The sequence below is a fragment of the Parasedimentitalea marina genome (assembly GCF_004006175.1).
Lineage (GTDB): Bacteria > Pseudomonadota > Alphaproteobacteria > Rhodobacterales > Rhodobacteraceae > Parasedimentitalea > Parasedimentitalea marina.
Genome location: NZ_CP033219.1, coordinates 2,662,321 through 2,680,079, shown reverse-complemented (window position 1 = coordinate 2,680,079; position 17,759 = coordinate 2,662,321). Strand labels below are relative to the sequence as shown.

Sequence of the window (17,759 nt, the reverse complement as noted above, 5' to 3'; positions counted from 1 at the left end):
CTCCCCTTCAGGCTTTGGCTAGATCAATGGTGATGTGCTGCCACTTGGCATCCGGTGTGGGGCGTTGGTAGCAGCGCACATAAGTTGCTTTGCCAACCACACGCATGGCGTCTCGGATGGCCCGCATAGCGCGCTGCCAGCGGGTGTCCTGGATCTCCAGGCTCAGGAGCTTGAATATCTCAGCGCGATTGATCTGACCTTCTTTGTCTGTGTTGAAGGCGTTAGTGACGATGGCGCGGTCGGGAACATCCCCGTCACCACTTTGGCCTCCATCAGGGGGCTGGTTGTGGTGCGGGTCTTGTTCATATCGGCGACAATCTGGTCAACTGGTATGGGCCGGTGCAGGTCGCGCAGGGCCTTCTCAGCTTTGACGATTTTGCTACGCCGGCTGGCAGTGGATCGTGCGCCCTCCAGATCAAAGAAACCGATCTTTTGCTGGCATTCAGCAAAGCCAAGATAGTCGCCATCTGGTCCATATATGTGGACGCCGCTGTGCAGATCCTCAGGGTCATACCGGACAATGATCTTGCGCCCAGCGTCCTGACTCATCCAATCGCAGTGATAGACGTTGCCGTGGAAGGTCAGTTGTCCGCTGTTTTTGTGCAGCTTGGCGCTGGCTTGCCCCATGAGCCAAAGGCGGCGTTGCTCTTCTGTGGCCTTCTGAATCGGGGCGTTTTCATAGCTCTTGGCGAAGATCTCATCAAAGGACCTGCCCTTGGCATTGCCTGACCGCCGACCAGGGCGGGCGTTGTGTTCAAGGATGCCCTCTTCCAGAACTTCAATAAACTCAGCCGCTTTGATGGCGCGGCTGCCATAATTCTCTGGTTTGGCGTCCGGGCGGTTGCCAACATAGGCCCCGGCAAAGCGCGGGTCCTTGGCTACGTCGCTGGCAAGATCGCGAAACGCCCGTTCAATCGGTTTAGCCTGGCCATGCGCCGGAGTGGCCCAGTGCATCTGAATGCCTAACAGTGGCAAGACGCCTTTTGGATCGTCTTTGCAGATCTTGAACTGAAAACGGGTTGGCGCACCCGCTGTCATCCAATTGTTGGCAAATTCGCGCCCGTTGTCGAACAGGCAGCGCCGTGGAATGCCCCAGTGTTCCACCATTTCCCCAAACGCGGCCATTACCATGACTTTGTTTGGGTCATGGTCCACCCGCCAGGACAGGATCTTGTCGGAGTATAAGTCCTGAAACGCAACAATCTGTGGCCGGTTTATGGTGCCGTCTGGCCACTCAACAAAGACGTCGATCTTGTGGCAATCGGCGTTGACCGCTTCCATGGCGGACAGGGCCGATCTGTCGCGGATCTGTGCCGGATATCGCTACATTGCCGGTCGCATAAGCAGAAAGAAGAGGTAGGTTTTTCACTTCGAGGTGAAAAATCGTTCAATAATCTCAAACCCAAGGAAACTTGATCTTTCCTTCCCGCACACCTGCTTTGACCGTATCAATTTCATTGAAAACAAAGAAAATAGTTTGTTGAGTAGGCTAGATGTACATTCGGATCCGTTGCGCAGAAACCAGCGCAATTATGATAGTACTGATGAAACTCAATGACTTGAAGTTCTGGAAAACGGTATCGAGGGCAAAAAACAGATTTTCCTAGACACTGTAAAGGAGCGTGACGCGGTCCGCTCCCGGCTCATTCGCCGCTCCGTCGGCAAGAAGTGGGTTGGAAGCGGCCGTTAGACGTGATTTGCACCAAGGTTCGCAATGGTCCATTCTTTACTTTTGTGGGCGATTGAAGAGGGACCAATTGATGCTCTCGCCGCCGCTCACGTAGACCGCAGTAAATGATTGGTCTCCGACTTCCAGTCGAAATGTGCATGGTACAGAAACTGGGCCGCTTCACTCATCCAATAATGTAGCAAACGGACTACAGCCGCCGTTCGTGGCCACTTTAGCTAAGGGCTGGTAAGAGTCTTTATTGCAGTTTGCTGCACCTCCGACCGACGTCAGTATATGTGGATTGGGCCAAAACGTGTCAAAACTGGACTGCTTTTAACATCAGCAGGTATGCGAAAAATCTGGCGCTCCGTTTCCAAGTTAGGAATAGCGGAGATAGCTAATAGACCCTCATACGAAATCCACGAACTTTGCCAAATACTTAAACATATTTTGCAATTGAGCATCCGCAGTCAGGTACAGCTGAGCAGGCATTGGCGCGACGCGTAGCGAATGCCCCGAGCGAGCCCTTCTTACTTGATGCGGCGACGCATCTGTATGTCCGCTTCTTCGCCGCAGTTTCAAATCAGATGCGAGGCTTCGGGGTCGGCTCTCGACCAAAATCGACCGAGTTGGGTTTTCCTTTGGGCTCGATTAGGAGAACCTTGACCTCATTTACCGCTCTTGGTTAAAGAACGACCCCTTTGGGCTCCTAGATCCTGCACACAAAGGAACTTTTAAACCGCCTCTATATCATTAGTTTTAAAGGGTTAGTAGATTGATCGACACATTGGATGACGTTAGCAATCTTGCTCAGGATTTCTGAGTTCAGGCCGCCCGTGATATGGCGCGCGCAAGGGCTCTGCCGTCAAACCCAAAGATATGGGCGTTGGGAGCCCTAAGCCTTAGACCAAACCGATCACCGGATTTGGTTGCAATATTTCCGTGCACACGCACCATCATCGGCCCAAGACCGTCAACCAACGCGTAAATATTGGTGTCAGAGCCAAGATGTTCGACCACGTCGGCTACAGCGGTCAGGCACTGTCCATCATCTGCCACAACATCGATATGCTCTGGTCGAATGCCCAGCTCAAAAGCCTCACTGGTGTCAGCCAGATGCGGAGTGGATAAAAACAACCCATTGGCCAGTGTCACCCCGCCCTTGGCAGGGGACACTGGCACGACATTCATCGTGGGAGATCCGATGAATTGTGCAACGAATTTATTTGCGGGCTGCTCATATAGATCCAGAGGGCTTCCGACTTGCTGAACATTGCCGTTGTCTAGAACGACGATACGGTCAGCCAGGGTCAAGGCCTCAACCTGATCATGGGTCACATAGATCATGGTCGCGCTCAATTTCTGATGCAGGCGCGCGATTTCCAGACGCATTTCAACACGCAGTGCTGCATCCAGATTTGAAAGTGGCTCATCGAACAGGAACGCCCGTGGGTCGCGGATAATGGCCCGCCCCATGGCAACCCGCTGACGCTGACCGCCTGATAGTTCTTTTGGCAGTCGCTGTAACAGGCTACTCAACCCAAGGGTCTTACCGACTTCGGTGACACGGTTTTTGCGTGTTTCAGCAGCGTCGCCTCGGATTTCCATCGAAAAACCCATATTCCGCGCCACATCCATATGCGGATAGAGCGCGTAAGATTGGAATACCATTGCGATGTCGCGATCACGGGGGCGCACATCGTTCATACGTTTGTCATCAATTTCAAAATCACCGGCGGTGATTGGTTCTAACCCTGCAATCATCCGCAACAGTGTTGACTTGCCACAGCCAGATGGCCCGACAAGGACAACGAACTCTCCATCCCGAATGTCCAGGTTAATGTTGCGCAAGACTTCGACAGAGCCATAGCTTTTTGCGACGTTCTTAAGTTGGATACGTGCCATTTTTGCCTTTTACCCTTTGACCGCGCCGGACGTCAGGCCCTGCACAAGATAGCGTTGAATGAAGATAAAGAAGAGACAGCTAGGCACCAGTGCCAGTACTCCGGCGGCCATCATTTGTCCCCAATCGACAGAGAACTTTGACACGAAGGTCAAAAGCCCAACGGGGAATGTCATGGTGTCGTTCTTGCTGATCAGCATCAGTGCGAACAACAACTCTGACCATGCGGCGGTGAACACAAAGCCCAGTGTGGCCCCGAGCCCAGGCAATGTCAGTGGAAAGATAACCTTGCGCAGCGCCTGAAATCGCGAACAACCGTCCATCATCGCAGCTTCTTCCAGATCTTTGGGGATGCCGTCAAAGAAGGATTGCATCAGGAAGGTTGCAAAGGGGATGTTGAAGGCAGTGTAGACGATGATCAGGCTGGTCAGTGAATTGAGCAGGCCCAGACTTGCGACAACCTTGTAGATCGGGGCGATGATCATCAGCAGCGGAAACATCTGCGTAATCAACATCACTGCGATAATGATCTTCTTGCCGCCAAAATTGAACCGAGAGAAGGCGTACCCGGCACTTGCAGCGAAAATCGTGGTCAATCCTGCAGTACCTAATGAAACTACCAGAGAATTGGAGAAATACGACAAAAAGTCAGTTTGAAAAAGGACTGCCGAAAAATTTGAAAGAGTGAATTCGCTGGGCCAGGCCCGGGTTCCGTCAGAATAGATCAACCTGTCTGGTGTCACTGCGATCTTCAACAGCCAATACAAAGGAAACAGCGCAAACGTCAGGTAAAACAGAATTGCCGCATATTTTCCGAGAGTCATTGCAGGGCGCTGTATCTGTGTGAAAATCATCGGAGTCTCAGAACTTTACCAGCTTCTTGCGAAGCACCAGAAGAATGACGGCATAGACCATCAAGATGCCTAACAGCGCGACTGCAATGGCTGACGCGTAGCCAAAGTCTAGCTTTCTGAAGGCGGTTGTGAAGATATACGAGGATACAATCTGTGTTGAACTTGCCGGACCGCCACCAGTCATGACAAAGATCAAATCGGCGAAGTTAGCGATCCAGATAGTCCTCAGCATCACGGTGATAGCAATCATCGGAGCCAGAAAGGGCAGGGTGATCTTGGTGAAAGCCTGCCATGTGCTGGCACCGTCGATTTCTGCGGCTTCATACATATCGCCGGGAATGGACTGTAATGCTGCAAGTAGCGTGATGGCAAAGAACGGAACACCAAACCAGACGTTAGCTGTAATCGGGCCCCAAAGTGCTAGATCGGGGTCACCCAGAATGTTGTAGGGTTCTGACAATACTCCCAATGCTGTCAACCAATGCGGGATAGGGCCGATCACCGGGTTGAACAACCAGGCCCAGGTCAGCGCCGACAAAAAAGTGGGCACGGCCCAGGGTAGAAACACCAGCGCCTGAAAAAGCTTTTTGCCGTAAAATTGAGTGTTGAGAAGCATTGCCAACCCGAGACCCAGAAAAAACTGAAGCGTGATCGACCAGAACGTCCACCAAAATGTGTTTTCCAATGCAAGCCAGAATTTGCGATCCGACCAAAGCTTTGTGTAATTCTCGAAACCCACCCAACCGGTGTTGAATGGGCGCAGCAGATCAATGGCCTGGAAAGAATATGAAATACCAATCACCAGCGGCATCAGCATCACGGCTCCGATCAGGATGATCGCTGGGGACAGATAAAAGAAAGGTTCGACCGCATACTGCCAGTAGAGCGAGCGCCGAGCCCGGTTTTCACCGGGCTCCACCACATTATGTTTGCGCGTAATCACTGCGCGGCTTTCCACTTGGCATGTTCCGCTGTTAGGAAGGCGGCCCATTCATCGGCAAGATCTTGTGCGCTGCGCTGACCCAGCAGGGCCTCTTGTGCGGTTTCAATCACCATTGTGCTGCCAAAGTACCCCCATTGTTCGAGGTAGGTCGGCATGATCGTTGGCTCATACTGTGCGCCGTTCAGCTCGTCGAACCAGCCCTTGAACTGCTCGGTCTGGAAATGCGGATCCTGATCTGCACCTTCATGAATCGGGATTACGCCAACGTGCTTTGACCATGTGGAGTTTGCTTCAGGGTTGGACAATGCCGCGACCAGGTTCCAAGCGTCATCTTCATGCTCGGTTGACTTAAACACGGACCAGCCAGCAAATCCAATAGTCGGGAATGCCTTGCCAGAAGGGCCCGTTGGCATTGGGATAACGGCAAAATCGTCGGCTGGCATACGCTCGGCAATTGCGATCAATGCGTCAGGGTCCTGATCCAGGAATGCGCAGGTGCCCGAATAGAAACCAGCGACGATTTCATTGAATCCCCAGTTGACGCTGTCCTTGGGCGCATAGCCGTTCTGGTACAGATCAAGCATGAACTGGATACCTTTGACCGAGCCGGGTTCATTCAAACGGCTTTTTCCGTCCTCAGTGAAAAAATCATTGGTGCCGTTCATTCCGGCCGCCATCATGATCCAGCCATTGGTGCCACCGGGGCCACCACGGAGGCAGTATCCTGACTTGCCAGGCAGCGCAGAAACCATCTTTGAGGCCTCCATGAACTCTGCCATCGTCGCGGGCGGGCCATCGACCCCTGCTTCTGCGAGCAATTTTTTGTTGTAGAACATGGCGCGCAGATAAAACCCATAGGGGATCATGTATGCGTCGCCAGATTGGCGTGCCATATCCAGTGTTTTCTGCGTTAGAGTCTCGCCGTGGTCCCAGCCAGAAATATGCTCCTCAAGACTGGCCAACTGGTCGGACCCTGCGTAAAGCGCTAGCCACGAATCTGGCATTTCAACGACATCGGGAACATCGCCCCCGGCCACCATCGTGGCCAGCTTTTCAAAGGCCTGACCCCAGGGCAGGCTAATGATTTCTACTGTGACACCGTCATTCGCGGCCTCATAGTTGTTCACCAGTGCCTGCAACGTTTCCGTGCGTGCTGGGCTGGTGATGACTTCGACCAGTTTCAAAGTTGTGTCTGCGTAGGCCGATGACGCCAGCAGTGTCGCGGCGACCCCTATACTCTTGAAGAGATGTCTCATGTTTCCTCCGGTTGGTAATGTGGTTTTTTTTGGTGTCGCGTTACGCGGCACTCTTGCTCAGGGCGGACTCAAAATCCGCCCAAAGATCGTCGACATTCTCCAGTCCAAGGCTGATCCGCATCAGCGACGGCGAAACGCCGAACCGCTGCATCGAATTTTCTTCGCCAGCCTGTGCAAGTGCCACACGCGCAGGCAGTATCAAGCTCTCAAAACCACCCCAACTGACCCCCAGCCTGAACAGGCTGAGCGCATCGGACAGGCGCGGAATGTCTATGCTATCGTCTAGTTCGAATGACATCAGGCCAGAGCGTCCGCGTAGACCTGGCACCGAATTCGCACCGGGTGAATGTACCCGCGTTACGCAGGGCAAATTAGACAACCGGTCGACAAATGTATTCGCCGTGGCTTGATGCTGCCGCATCCGTGCATCCAGTGTGCGCAGCCCACGTGTGAGTAGGAAGGCCTCGAACGGCGCAAGTTTGCCACCCAGCAGCGATAGCGACAGATCGCGGATTCGGTTGATCAATTCATTCGAAGACACAACAACGCCAGCCACAGTGTCCGAATGCCCCGATATGAACTTTGAGGCCGAGTGAACGACAATATCAATTCCAAGCGTAAGCGGGTTTTGGAAAATGGGCGTTGCCCAGGAATTGTCGATCACGGTCAGCGCCCCATGCCGCCGCGCGTGCTCTGCCACCTTGGGCAGGTTCATTGGCTCGAACACGACCGAATTGGGACTTTCCAGATAGGCGAGCTTTACGCCTTTTAGCAAGTCAGGGTCGTTCTCTAACGCTGCTATCGAATGATACGAGATTTCAACGCCGAAAGGACGCAACAGTCGCTCAAACAAACGATATGAGTCAGGATAGGCATGTTCCACGCAAGCGATACGGTCGCCGGGTTTAACAAAGGCGATAATGGTCGAAGAGATCGCAGCCATACCCGAGGCAAAACCAACGGCGGCCTCTCCCTGCTCGGCTGTGGCCATCAGCGCCTCGAATGCGGCCACAGTCGGGTTTTGCACACGGGTGTAGATGGCAGTGTCGCTGCGACCCGCCATCCGGTCCTCAAAAGCCTGATAACTGTCAAAGGTGAACAATGAGCTTTGCACGATTGGTGGCGTGACAGAGCCATGAGCGCCGCCAAACGCAGCCGCCAATAGTGTCGATATTTCCAGGCTTTCGCTGTCGTTAGTCACGTTTCTGACCCTTCATCACTTCGAGAACTTCCTGTTCTACTATGTCGCTAATTTCAGCAGACAATCTCGCAGCGGTATCGACATCTCCGGCAGTAATCGCCTCGGCCAGTGGGCGATGCAGCGGGATGCTGGCCTGACCCAGATGAGGCGTACCAAATGGTGTTTTGTAGATGTCGTGAAACGCGCCGTGGATCTGCGAAATCAACTGTTGAAACAAGGGGTTTCCGGACGCCTCATAGATTGCGCTATGAAACCTGGCATCAGCCGGACGCCAATCTTCGTTGGCCTCGTACACTGCTATCAGCTCAGCCATTCTTGCGGTGATAACCTTGCGCTGCTGGTCGGTCGCCAGCCGGGTGGCAATCCTTACAGCCTCAACCTCGAGCGGGCGACGTACCGCATGGGTTCGCAGCAGGCTTTCGGCCTCAACTTTCAGGGTCAATGGTATGCGGATAGAGCTCGTTGAAATCTCAGCCGCAAGCGTCGTTCCCGCGCCTTTATTGCGTACAACAATGCCCATGCCCTGCCAGGCCTTTAGCGCCTCGCGAATGGTGGATCGCCCAACGTTCAAACGGCGTGCAAGTTCAACTTCGGGCGGCAGCCGGTCTCCAACCTGAAGGTTCGCAGCTTCGATCATTTCAACCAATGCATCCAGCACACCTCGCCCGGATTCCAGCGGCTGAAGATGTCGCAGCAGGTCCTCAGCGGCGGCCGCTTTCGTCTGTTTAGTCTTAGGGTGGTTGTCCGACACGTAGTGGCCCCTTCGTTGGCGAGTCGGTGTACCATTGCCTTTGTCTGACATTATGTCAACATTGTCTGACATTGTTTTTGAAGTGGGAGTGGAACTTTCCTAGAGCTTTGTTGCACAAATTGGCCGAGGGAATTCATCTCATGAATTCAGCGTGATAGCTTACGGCATGAGCGGTTGGGCCTCTACCAAGTACAAGACCAAGAATTGATCATCTTACAATGACAGCTTGAAGCAGCGCGGATGGATGTCGATAAGGTTTGATCCAGAGATTGATTGAACCACGCTACCAAACGGGTAGTGCAATCGCCAACAGCAGTTCAAGTGACGCCGCCCTTCAGATCTGTCTGGCGCTGAAGGTTTTGTTTGGCACGCCGCTTCGCCAGACGAACGGGTTCGCCCAAATCTTTTTGCGGTTGGCCGGGCTGGATTGGGCAGTCCCGGACATCACCACCTTATGCCACCGCTAGCGAACGCTGATTGTGAACCTGTCGTACTGTGGCTCCACCGGGCCACTGAATTTTTATCGATAAAATGGGGATTCAAGCTGAAGGTGAAGAGGAATGGAACGCCCGCAAGCATGGCGGCCCCAAACGCCGCTTCTGGCGTAGGATACACGTAGGCATCGACAAGGAAACGCTGGAAGATCGAACGGTTGAAGTCACCAGTAGTAACGTTGGAGATGCGCCGGAGTTGCCAGATCTTCTGAACCAAATCCCGTCCAATCAGGGCATCGGCAGTGTCACAGCTGATGGCGCATATGACACGCGTAAATGCCACGGGGCGATTGCCGCCAGAAACACGTTGTTTTTCCTCGGAATCGACCCAAACCCGTCTAACGGCAGGAGCCAGCCCTTCTACGACATTGGTGTGCAGTGCAGCATGGAGGACGCCTGAAGCAAAAAGGGTGGAGAACCGCCTTTCGCTGAGGTTTGCACCAACAACGGCAATGTTCAGGGTGAGAACTAAGTAATGTCTGCTGCGATTTACGCTGTCGTGAACTGCACGGTAACTGCCATAAGTTTCGAGTTTAAAAAACCAGCATGCTGGCAGTAGCGAGGCAAGTTTATTTAAATTTCTAATTTCGCTCTGAATAAGGCTTTGAGTGCAATGGGGCACGGGGAATCCATCGTGCCAATGCGTTGTATAATTCCTGTTTTCTGACGGGTTTCGCCAACGCACAGGACATGCCTGCAGCTAAGCATTTCTCCTGGTCGGTTTTTGAGGCATTTGCCGTAATTGCGATGATTGGGCATTCTTCGCGACGATTTTCAGCCTCGAAAGCGCGTATTTCTTTTGTGGCGCTTAATCCATCTAGTCCAGGCATTGAAACATCCATCAAAACCAAATTAAACGGCTGTTCGCGAAACACTTTGACGGCCTCCAGACCATCGCCGCAGAAACTGAGATTGGCCCCTGTCGGTTCCAAGAGTTTGCGCAACACAAACTGGTTGGTCTTGTTGTCCTCCGCGATCAATATCTTGGGGATGACATCTGTGTAGTAGATCGCTAGCTTTGTGTCGGTCTGCTCAGAACAGGATGCGTCGTTTGGCGCTTTCTCCTGTAAAAGTGCAGAGATTTCCTGCAACAGAAGCTCTTGTCGCAGAGGTTTGGGTAGAATTTTGACAGGCCCATGGTTTTGCAAGTCATTCAATGCAGCCATGGTTTTGAGCTCACTTAGGAAAATCACTGGGACTTTTTCCTGAGTTGAATTTGACCATAGCTGGTCACAAATAGACAATCCGCTTGTAACTGGCGTGTCGCGATCAAATGGATAGTCCAGCACGACAATATCGGGTGACGTATCCTGTTCCCAAAAGAAACCGGTCAGCCGATCCGTCGTGTTGATTTGCGCGGCAAACGGGATAAAATCGCGTTCGAATAGGGCCTGCGCTAAGGGATCGTTCGACACGAAGGCGATTGTGGAGCTTTGGACGCTTTTATAACTCGAAATCGCATCACGCTTAGTTAGCGCCGGTTCTGTAGGTAAGTCCAACGAGACCGTGAATTGTGAACCCACATTCAGTTGAGAACTGACTGAAATTGTCCCACCCATCATCTCAACCAATCTGGAAGTAATTGCTAGGCCGAGGCCCGTGCCCTCGAAATTTCGGTTCAGATCATCCTGGACTTGTTGAAAGGCTTCGAAAATACGATCTCGCTGTGTTTCCTCAATGCCGATTCCGGTGTCCTGTACCGATATTGTCAACGGACGCATCTCGTTCTGTGAGTAGCGTACGGCTATGACAACATGCCCTTCTGGGGTGAATTTGATGGCGTTTCCAGTCAAGTTGATTAGAATTTGGCGTAAACGCCCTGCATCTCCAATGAACAGATCTGGAACGTCGCCAGGGATGTCGATCAACAGTTTAATTCCATTCTGCTCGAATTTGGGCTGCAATAGATTGGAAACGCTGGAGACAAGCGCCTTCAGGCAAAACACTTTGGAGGTTAAGGCGATTTGAGAGGCTTCTATTGCCGAAAAGTCCAACAGATCATTTACGATTTGCAACAGATCCTCAGAGGAGCTCTGGATGGAGCTAACGTAGAATCTTTGGTCTGGATTGATTTTGGTTCCTGACAACAGTTCAGCCAACCCAATTACCCCGCTGATCGGTGTACGCAGTTCATGGGTCATTGTTGCAAGAAAGCGAGATTTTGCCTTTGTGGCCTCTTCAGCTTTCTTCTTGGCCTCAAGAAGATGTTGAGACATCCTCTTTTTCTCTAGCATCGCCGCTTCGAGAACATGAATGGCTTGTAGGAGTTCTTCAAAATTATCGTTAACCGGGGCGGGCGCGGGATCAACGTCTTCTGACATACTAATAATGCGACCCAGCGCTGCTTGCAGATTGAACGTCAGACTACTTGCTGTCTTGACCGCATAGGTGATCGCTAGGCCAGATAGCAAGCTGGCGATAGCAAGAGACAGGAGAGAGAGCATCTTGTTGCGCTGTCGGATCTCTTGAATTTGCTCGCGCGTCATTTCACGGGCCAAGAACGAAATTTTGCGGGTTTTTTCGGTAATTTCACCTAGCAAGCCATTGTTTTCAATCAGGTTGTTTTGAGTTGCAGGCTGCCCATTATTTAAGACGGTTTTTGTCTCGCGATACCAGTTCCCATAGGATGAAATCAGATCATAAATTGCGTCGGTTAGAGCGGAATGCTGACCCATTTCTAGGATCGCTTGCATATCGGCATTCACTTCTGAAATGTAACGCTCAAACTTGGCTAGGGTGGTATCTCTGTCAAATTGTACTGTGCCCAAAAATGCGCTTTGCACAAAAATCTCGGCGGTTAAAACCCCGGAATTAACATCTGATATCAGAAGGGTAAGTTCAGAAATGTCTTCGTTTGCAACGATTTGCCGCTGTATGCTCCAATTGAAGAGAGCGCCAACTAATGCGGCAATACAGAGCAGACATGTAGCAAGGATGGTAACGGGCCAAACAATGGACTTGCGAATGCTCATTTTGGATTCCGTACCAAGTGGTTTATGCCTACATCACAGGTAGACAATACATTGGCTGACTTAATAACATCTTGAGTTTTGCGTTGGTTTTACGCATTTCTCACTCCAAGTTTGCGCACCTGCAGCTAACTGTTACCTTTCCCTCCACCTGCCACCTTCCACCTGCTCATTTCAGCTTTGGGCCGTGAACTGCCGACTAGATCCATTGCTTTGGATTATCTGGCATTCGGCATCCACGCTTTGACGCCGCAAAAGTCGCTCGTACCGTCAGTCAAAGTGGACCAGTCTCTACTGTTCGCTGTTCTCGGGACGAATGGCCGCACCTGGGAATCCGCCCAGACTTTGCAAAGGGCGCTTCCTGCGCATAGCTGCCGTTGGTGCTGGACGCGGCGAAGGGTCGGTATCGGAAGAAAGTGTACGAAACTGGTGCCGTTCTCGGATCCCAGACGGGGGCACCATGTGTCAGTTCTCCCCAAAAACGCTTCCCACTTCCTGCACGCAACGGAACTTATCAAATGCATATATCTCTTTGATTATTATCAACTAATCCTTTTCCGGGAAGTCGTGAATAAACTTGGCGCAGGATTTCCCAGTTCCGTCCCTAGGAAGACGCTCACTTGGTAGGGTGCCGAGACGGTTAGAATGGCCGATCAACCCTAAATATAAGGCTCTCACGGAGGACAGGGTAATTTGCAAAGTTTGATGTCTCAATATTGGACATACGGCGTTAAATGCCCGTTTTAAGCTGTTTTGAAGGACACCCATCAAACCTACCCAGGATGCGGCCCACCGTCACAAAACCCCTTGTTTGTAAGGTTCTATCCGGGTTCTTCCGGCATCCTCTGGGCTCTTCCGGTTACTGCAGTATCAAGTGTCTCCTAACAGCGGGCAAACCGTTCAAATCGGTGGTTTGAACGCGTCTTTAAACCGTCTTTGAACGCCGTTGTCGCGAAACATCGAAGACGGGTTGAAGCATTGAATGGGAGGCCAGGGGGGGGGCAATCTCAGCGGGCAGCTTCCTTGTTCGCGTCCGCCCTCAACCAATTCCGCACTGCCACATCGGTCACACAGAGTTTGCGCGCGATCTGAACCGTTAACAAACTCTGGGCTTTTTACGCGCGGGCCCGCCACTTTTTGGCCAGAGGGACACGAGATTGTAACCGGTGAGATTTTCCGTCAACGCCTTGGCCTTGTCGTACCCCACCACAGCAACGACGCTGGAGAGGGTTCCGGGGTTGCCTGCAATATAGATTTCGGTGCCACCGAAGGCTTCTAAAAACCGGAGAGTGTCGTCCAGGCCCAGGACCTCGAAGTAAAGTTCAACTTGGGCTGTTGGTTTTGGGTGGGGCAGGTCAGGAGTGGTCATCGCGTGGCCTTATCAAGTGTTCAAGGTCACGGTACTCGCGAGAGAAAGTGTGCATCAGCCCAGTCACTGCCGCCTTGTCATCGGGCGAGACCAAGGCATTCAGCTAGATAAAGGTGGTCAGTGGAACAGCGACCATACTGCCAAATTTTCGGCGGGGCTAAGCCGCAGACACCCACAGCTATTTGCGGGAGCTGCGTCATAAAACGGGGTATAGCGCTTACCTTCCGGGATGCTCAGGATTCGCTCCAAAAGCCAACTCTAGTCTGGCATACCGGGGCAGGGTGACTGCATGCGCGGTCCAAATGGTGTGCCGTCGGTCTGTTCCCATCTCGCCTGCGGACCTTGCCATCATTACTGTTGTTGATCCAACTGGAGTAACGGTCCAAAGCCGCCATCTATGCAAAACCCGTCTAATGGCCGGTTCCAGCCCAAAGTAACCAAGGTGCAACGTTTGTGAATTCGAATGCCGCACACGAAAACTGATTGCCTCGACTTCTCTAGAGCGGACCTCATGCTGCCAGAATCAGGTTTCAACCATCAACGACGGCAACGAGCCTTGACCGGTTATTCCCAACACGTGCCATGCTGCAAAGCGGCCCGTTGAAAAATACTTTCGTGCATCTTGCAGCATACAAAGTGCGTGAACAAAGGCAGCGCGAATAAAACAAATCCTGGGCTTTGAGTTTTTCTGCTTACTCTGTTCTTTCCGTCAGAAAGGCTCTACAGGTTGGCAGCTATGAACACTGGCACCCCAGATCGCCATTACTGCGGCGTTTTCACCGATACTCGCAACTGAGTGAAATTCGAGCGTCGTGCGGGTGATGTCTTCAATTGTGTACCACCTAAAAGCGGCACCACTTGGATGCAGTCTATCTACGGGTTGCGGCTTCATCTTCGGCAATCCAGAGGCTTAGGGCCTGCGGTGTGTACATGGCATGATACAGGTCATAGTCTTTGCGGGCCGCTGCTGCGCTGTGCTTGTTAAAGAAATGGGTTTCACTGCCGCCGTCAACCAGTCCGATGTCCGGATGTTGGCTCAGGAAACTGCGCAATGCGGTTGTTCCAGATTTTTGAGCCCCGGCAACAACGAAGTTGACCATGGGTTGAAATTCAACTGTTGCGTCCTGCTTTTCCACTCAGGCTGACCTCTGTCCAACTGTGGCTGAAGGGGGCAACCTGACTTGGTGGTCCCGGTCGCTCGTTAGGGCAAGATCCGTTTGGGTACCACAAAAAAATGGAATCCTGACCACCAGGCACCCCAGGCAGGGGCATTTGGTGGTCAGGATTTAGGCCAGACCTCAGAAGATGAAGTCACTCGCGTCCAGATCAGAGAGTTGCACATTCAACAATGTGATGGTGCCAGCGCTGCCGGCATTGATGAAGGCATTGGCGCCGGACTGGGTCAGGTGATTGCTGGTCAGATCGGCAAAGCTTGTGATTGCCGACAGGCCGCTCAAGTCCAACCGCTCTGCATTGTCAAAAGCGTCAAAATCGGTCACCCGATCTGCGCCGGTGCCGTCGGTGAAGACAAAGATATCGGATCCGTCCCCCCCTGCAAGCAAATCAGCATGGGCGCCGCCGTTGAGCGTGTCATTGCCAAAGCCTCCCAGAAGGGTATCGAAACCGACGCCGCCATCAAGACTGTCATTGCCGCTGCCGCCTTCCAGACGGTCTTGGTTCTGGTCGCCAAACAGCGTGTCGTTGCCGCTGCCGCCAACAAGGCGATCATTGCCCCATTCCCCCACAAGCCGGTCATTCTGAGCGCCACCATTCAGGGTATCATTGCCCAACCCACCAAACAGGCGGTCAAGGCCGTCCCCCCCGTCAAGCAGGTCATTGCCCAGGCCGCCGTACAGGCGGTCAGCGTTCTGATTGCCATAAAGCGTGTCATTGCCCGCCTCACCGGACAGGACATCATGGCCCCACTCGCCGTACAGAATATCCCCCTGGCTGCCACCGTACAGGGTGTCCTGGCCAGTGCCCCCAAACAGCCGATCAGTGCCATCGCCACCATAAAGCAGATCATCGTCAAACCCACCATACAGGCGGTCGGCATTCTGATTGCCATTGAGAGTATCATTGCCATTGCCGCCCGAGAGCACGTCGTGCCCCGCTTCGCCAATCAGCCGGTCCGCCTGGTTGCCGCCGATCAGAGTATCCTGACCGGTGCCGCCAAAGAGGTGATTGAGGCCGTCGCCGCCATTGATGCTGTCATCATCGAAGCCGCCGAATATCCAGTCACTGCCCAGGCCGCCCGACAGGGTGTCGTTGCCATTGCCGCCCGAGATGACATCATTACCGCCATTGCCGCTGATCTGGTTGCCCACGCTATTGCCGGTGAGGGTGTCATTGCCAGACCCGGCCAGGAGGTTTTCGATCACCGTGCCGCGGGCAATACCGACATTGCCAATCAGGCCGCCAATATTCGAGAAGCTTTCTCCCAGCAGGCTGACGCGGTCATGGGTGGTGGAAAAGGACAGATCCACCGTATCGGTGCCACCCTGATCATAGATCGTAAAGGTGATCGGATCGCCGCCATAGACACTGGAGGTGGTGCCCGCCGCAATCAGGTCAAACAGCTGATCCATATAGGTGCCCAGGGCACTGTTCGCACCGTAGATGGTGTTACCTGCGGTGGCACTGTTGGACCCCGGCGCCCCATACAGGTTCTGGATCGCCACAATATCCGCCATCATCGTCGAGACAATGGCTGCATAGCTGGCATTGGTTGTCGTGTTTTCCGTCTGGTTAAAAGGGGACATCACCGAGGTCTGCCAACTGTCATTGGTGAAGGTGGTGTTTGCGCCATAGACGGAATTTTCGTCGTCGTAATAGTTACCTAGATTTCCCAGACCCAGCGCACGGCCGATTTCATGCATATAAGTAGCAAAGGAATAGCTGTCCAGCGAAGTACCGTGGGTGTCTAGCCATACAGGGCTGACATTCACGAGAGATCCAATAATCGTGTTTCCTTCAGTCATAGAATTGGCGAATGCGCCCGACGAAGTGTCGTGAAACATGATATCAATTCTGGCGCCGATGTAGCTTGTCTGCACGATAAACTCGAGATCAGCCACCGTTTCCCAGGCCTCAAAGGCCCAGAGAGCCAATTGCTGTCCCTCTGCAGTCAAATTGTCGATATACACCGGGATCTGATTGCTGGTGCTGGTGTCAAAACTGCGTTGGCTGCGACTCGTATCCTGCCAGAAGCCATCAGTCATGTACTCGGCCAACTCGTCGAGTGTTCCCAGTACTGCCAGAGATCCTACTTCGACAGTAATCTGATAACTGCCAGAATACAGGCCCAAGTTGCTTCCGGCTTCAATAATATACGTGCCCATAGAGAGGTAGATATTGTTCAATGCAGAATCAGTCCCCGAACCGCCATCATTGTCCAACGCAATTTCACCTAGACCGCCGTAGCGATAAATCCTCAGAAATGGATCAAATAGGGTCCCGCTGTCGCTGGAGGCGCCTGACAAGGTGAAACTATAATTTCCATGTCCGAGCACTTCGAAGTACACCCAGTCTACGTCATCTATAGTCTCCAGATTGCCGCTAAAACTATCTCCCACGTCCATTACATAGGATGTGTAGATGTCATCCGGGGCATCCGTGGTTTCCGTCAACACAGCCTGAACTGCGTCCTCAACAACACTGTTTTGCGCAGGTTGGCCCGGTTCAGACGTCCGGGATCCATCGTTCACAACGGGCATATTCAAATTCCATTCCGCTAAATCAGATTATTGGACACGCCCAAGAGACCGCTCCAAGAATAATACTCAAGGAACATAAAGTTTTTAGAAAAACAAGCATAAGCTGTACTCTATACTAGGCGTTGACCATGGTCAGAGATCGCAAAAAAGTATGAGAAAATAACGCTTCTGGTCGAGGTTTGGTTGCACGAGGCAGCAGCCAGGCTACTGAGTTCGATCATGCCGAATGCGCTGGGAAACTAAATGATGATCGCGCGCATCTGGATGAGTTTGTTGCGGAGCGTATCTTGTGTGATTTATTGGATATGGTCTTACATGCTTAAATCCAGGGTGCGCCTCATATCCATTGAGGGGGGCATTGCAGCCATGGCCCCAGCCTTTGAATATCGAGAGATGGCGGACGGAATGTTCGCCCCTGGGGTCGATTATGAACTGGCACCGTGCCAAGGCGGCGAATGCGCCGACCACATCCGTTCGTTACCGAGATAGGTCAAGGAATGGTCCGCACTGCGTGAGTTCGTGATCGTCGTTCCTTAGCACCCGCAGCTAAAGTCCGCTTTGACGGACCCCGCTGCGGCAACAAGCCTTGGCAATCAGAACCGGTTAGGGTTCGGGTGCAGGACTTTACAAATGT

At 52.6% G+C, this 17,759-nt stretch carries 12 protein-coding genes and 1 pseudogene; 1 reads left to right on the top strand and 12 read right to left on the bottom strand.

The genetic code is table 11. From position 1 onward, the window contains the following. Positions 1-7 precede the first annotated feature (7 nt). From EBB79_RS12905 to EBB79_RS12865, 8 genes are all read right to left on the bottom strand, one after another. Positions 8-178, bottom strand: coding sequence for a DUF3164 family protein (locus EBB79_RS12905; protein WP_238705085.1), 171 nt, complete (start codon positions 176-178; stop codon positions 8-10). After that, a complete protein-coding gene (locus EBB79_RS12900) occupies positions 163-1,281 on the bottom strand; it encodes a transposase domain-containing protein (RefSeq protein WP_127749266.1) in 1,119 nt (372 codons plus the stop codon). Before EBB79_RS12900 ends, EBB79_RS12905 begins: the two co-directional genes overlap by 16 nt. 1,213 nt (positions 1,282-2,494) lie before the next feature. After that, the gene (locus tag EBB79_RS12890; protein WP_127749265.1) at positions 2,495-3,574 is read right to left on the bottom strand and encodes an ABC transporter ATP-binding protein; all 1,080 of its coding nucleotides are present in this window, start codon (positions 3,572-3,574) and stop codon (positions 2,495-2,497) included. 9 nt (positions 3,575-3,583) lie between these two features. Next, positions 3,584-4,168: a carbohydrate ABC transporter permease gene (locus tag EBB79_RS12885; protein ID WP_238704899.1), complete on the bottom strand. Its 585-nt coding sequence runs from the start codon at positions 4,166-4,168 to the stop codon at positions 3,584-3,586. A gap of 265 nt (positions 4,169-4,433) precedes the next feature. Further along, on the bottom strand, positions 4,434-5,369 hold the full coding sequence (locus tag EBB79_RS12880; RefSeq protein ID WP_238704898.1) for a carbohydrate ABC transporter permease: 936 nt from the start codon (positions 5,367-5,369) through the stop codon (positions 4,434-4,436). Further along, the gene (locus tag EBB79_RS12875) at positions 5,366-6,625 is read right to left on the bottom strand and encodes an ABC transporter substrate-binding protein (RefSeq protein WP_127749262.1); all 1,260 of its coding nucleotides are present in this window, start codon (positions 6,623-6,625) and stop codon (positions 5,366-5,368) included. Before EBB79_RS12875 ends, EBB79_RS12880 begins: the two co-directional genes overlap by 4 nt. A gap of 40 nt (positions 6,626-6,665) precedes the next feature. Further along, positions 6,666-7,826: an aminotransferase class I/II-fold pyridoxal phosphate-dependent enzyme gene (locus EBB79_RS12870; protein ID WP_127749261.1), complete on the bottom strand. Its 1,161-nt coding sequence runs from the start codon at positions 7,824-7,826 to the stop codon at positions 6,666-6,668. Further along, the gene (locus EBB79_RS12865) at positions 7,819-8,577 is read right to left on the bottom strand and encodes a FadR/GntR family transcriptional regulator (RefSeq protein ID WP_238704897.1); all 759 of its coding nucleotides are present in this window, start codon (positions 8,575-8,577) and stop codon (positions 7,819-7,821) included. Before EBB79_RS12865 ends, EBB79_RS12870 begins: the two co-directional genes overlap by 8 nt. Positions 8,578-8,803: 226 nt before the next feature. Here EBB79_RS12865 and EBB79_RS12860 point away from each other — a divergent pair. Next, a pseudogene (locus EBB79_RS12860) lies at positions 8,804-9,372 on the top strand (IS5 family transposase); the annotation flags it as partial. Between the two features lie 280 nt (positions 9,373-9,652). On the opposite strand, the gene EBB79_RS12855 reads toward EBB79_RS12860, so the two are convergent. The 4 genes from EBB79_RS12855 to EBB79_RS12840 all read right to left on the bottom strand — a co-directional run bounded on the left by EBB79_RS12855 (position 9,653) and on the right by EBB79_RS12840 (position 17,125). Next, complete coding sequence (locus EBB79_RS12855) at positions 9,653-12,043, bottom strand: response regulator (protein ID WP_127749259.1); 2,391 nt, start codon at positions 12,041-12,043, stop codon at positions 9,653-9,655. 1,093 nt (positions 12,044-13,136) lie between these two features. Beyond that, positions 13,137-13,409: a hypothetical protein gene (locus EBB79_RS12850; protein WP_238704896.1), complete on the bottom strand. Its 273-nt coding sequence runs from the start codon at positions 13,407-13,409 to the stop codon at positions 13,137-13,139. An 869-nt stretch (positions 13,410-14,278) separates the two neighbouring features. Next, entirely contained in the window at positions 14,279-14,545 is a 267-nt protein-coding gene (locus tag EBB79_RS12845) for a sulfotransferase (RefSeq protein ID WP_127749258.1), read from the bottom strand. A 162-nt stretch (positions 14,546-14,707) separates the two neighbouring features. After that, positions 14,708-17,125, bottom strand: a complete 2,418-nt coding sequence (locus tag EBB79_RS12840; RefSeq protein WP_127749257.1) for a M10 family metallopeptidase C-terminal domain-containing protein — start codon at positions 17,123-17,125, stop codon at positions 14,708-14,710. Between the last annotated feature and the right edge of the window lie 634 nt (positions 17,126-17,759).

Excerpts from the sequence above, each read along its gene's own strand:
- EBB79_RS12900 (WP_127749266.1), bottom strand. The coding sequence starts at position 1,281 with ATGGAAGCGGTCAACGCCGATTGCCACAAGATCGACGTCTTTGTTGAG.
- EBB79_RS12890 (WP_127749265.1), bottom strand. The coding sequence starts at position 3,574 with ATGGCACGTATCCAACTTAAGAACGTCGCAAAAAGCTATGGCTCTGTC.
- EBB79_RS12875 (WP_127749262.1), bottom strand. The coding sequence starts at position 6,625 with ATGAGACATCTCTTCAAGAGTATAGGGGTCGCCGCGACACTGCTGGCG.
- EBB79_RS12855 (WP_127749259.1), bottom strand. The coding sequence starts at position 12,043 with ATGAGCATTCGCAAGTCCATTGTTTGGCCCGTTACCATCCTTGCTACA.
- EBB79_RS12850 (WP_238704896.1), bottom strand. The coding sequence starts at position 13,409 with ATGACCACTCCTGACCTGCCCCACCCAAAACCAACAGCCCAAGTTGAA.
- EBB79_RS12840 (WP_127749257.1), bottom strand. The coding sequence starts at position 17,125 with ATGCCCGTTGTGAACGATGGATCCCGGACGTCTGAACCGGGCCAACCT.